1 protein-coding gene and 2 tRNA genes are annotated in these 1,502 nt (G+C 39.1%); 1 reads left to right on the top strand and 2 read right to left on the bottom strand.

The genetic code is table 11. From position 1 onward, the window contains the following. Window positions 1-308: 308 nt before the first annotated feature. Both H9625_RS10870 and H9625_RS10875 read right to left on the bottom strand, forming a co-directional pair. A tRNA-Lys gene (locus H9625_RS10870) sits at window positions 309-381 on the bottom strand. A 46-nt stretch (window positions 382-427) separates the two neighbouring features. Next, window positions 428-500 (bottom strand) — tRNA-Lys (locus H9625_RS10875). Window positions 501-688: 188 nt separating this feature from the next. Here H9625_RS10875 and H9625_RS10880 point away from each other — a divergent pair. Beyond that, entirely contained in the window at window positions 689-1,429 is a 741-nt protein-coding gene (locus H9625_RS10880) for a polyprenol monophosphomannose synthase (RefSeq protein WP_022040159.1), read from the top strand. Window positions 1,430-1,502 lie beyond the last annotated feature (73 nt).

A 1,502-nucleotide genomic window follows, 5' to 3' on the forward strand; every position in this document is an offset into this window, starting at 1 on the left:
CACAAAAATCCATCTTCTTTCAGGAGATGGATTTTTTGTGCACCCCCACCCTTGTTCAATTCTAGCCAAACCTGACACCGAGCCACTCAAACGAACATAAGTGATACGACTGACTCACTTATGTGAAACACCCGGGTTACTTATGTGAAACAGCCGACTCACTTATGTTCATCAAAAGACCTACTTGAATTGTTGTCTTTTCATGATCTCACATTTTATACCAAGCTACAGATATCCACATAACAAAAAAGAGCAATCTTTCACTATAACCTGTCGGTTATCAGTTTATAAGATTGCTCTTCTACAGGTACACCCTCAGGGATTCGAACCCTGGACCCACTGATTAAGAGTCAGTTGCTCTACCAACTGAGCTAAGAGTGCATCCATAACTATAAATGTCAAATCTCCCGTGCAAACTTTCCAGAAGTACACCCTCAGGGATTCGAACCCTGGACCCACTGATTAAGAGTCAGTTGCTCTACCAACTGAGCTAAGAGTGCGTTTCTTTCTCGTTTGCGGGTGCAAATGTACGACCTTTATTTGAATCTGCCAAACAATCACACACATTTTTTTCAAGAAAACTATATTTTCATCAAAAAGTATGTTTTTACATTCCATTTTTTACTTTTCATGCATGCATAATCACACTCATTATTTATCTTTGCATAATAAAAAAACAAAAACGTACATGCAGACAAGTGATAGTGTTGTAATCATACCAACTTACAACGAAAAAGAAAACATTGAAAACATTATTCGTGCAGTATTTACTTTAGAAAAATGTTTCCATATTCTTATCATCGATGACAATTCACCCGATGGTACAGCAAAGATTGTACACACACTCCAAAAAGAATTTCCAGAACGTCTTTTCATCATTGAACGAAAAGGGAAATTAGGTTTAGGTACTGCCTACATAACTGGATTTAAATGGGCCATAGCACATCAATACGACTACATATTCGAAATGGATGCAGACTTCAGTCACAGCCCGAATGATTTGCCACGCTTATATCAAGCATGTCATACCGAAGGATTCGACATTGCCATTGGTTCGCGGTATATCAGTGGAGTCAATGTGGTTAACTGGCCCATGGGAAGAGTGCTCATGTCATACTTCGCATCCAAATACGTAAGAATTGTAACCGGACTTCCGATTCACGACACGACTGCCGGATTCAAGTGTTACCGCCGGCATGCACTAGAAACCATTCCACTCGATAAAATACGTTTTAAAGGATACGCATTCCAAATTGAAATGAAATTTACAGCGTATAAATGCGGGTGTAAAATCAAAGAAGTGCCTGTCATTTTCGTCAATCGCGAATTAGGGACTTCAAAGATGAACAGCAGTATATTTGGTGAGGCTGTATTCGGAGTTATCCGTTTAAAATGGGACAGTCTGTTTAAGTCTTATCCCCAAATTTAAGAAGCTGTTTTGAATTTATCGTGCGATGATTTGGGATGAGTTTTTGAGGCATTTTCGCTTCTGTGATGAGGAA

This window comes from Phocaeicola intestinalis (genome assembly GCF_014837065.1).
In the GTDB taxonomy this organism is placed as follows: domain Bacteria; phylum Bacteroidota; class Bacteroidia; order Bacteroidales; family Bacteroidaceae; genus Phocaeicola; species Phocaeicola intestinalis.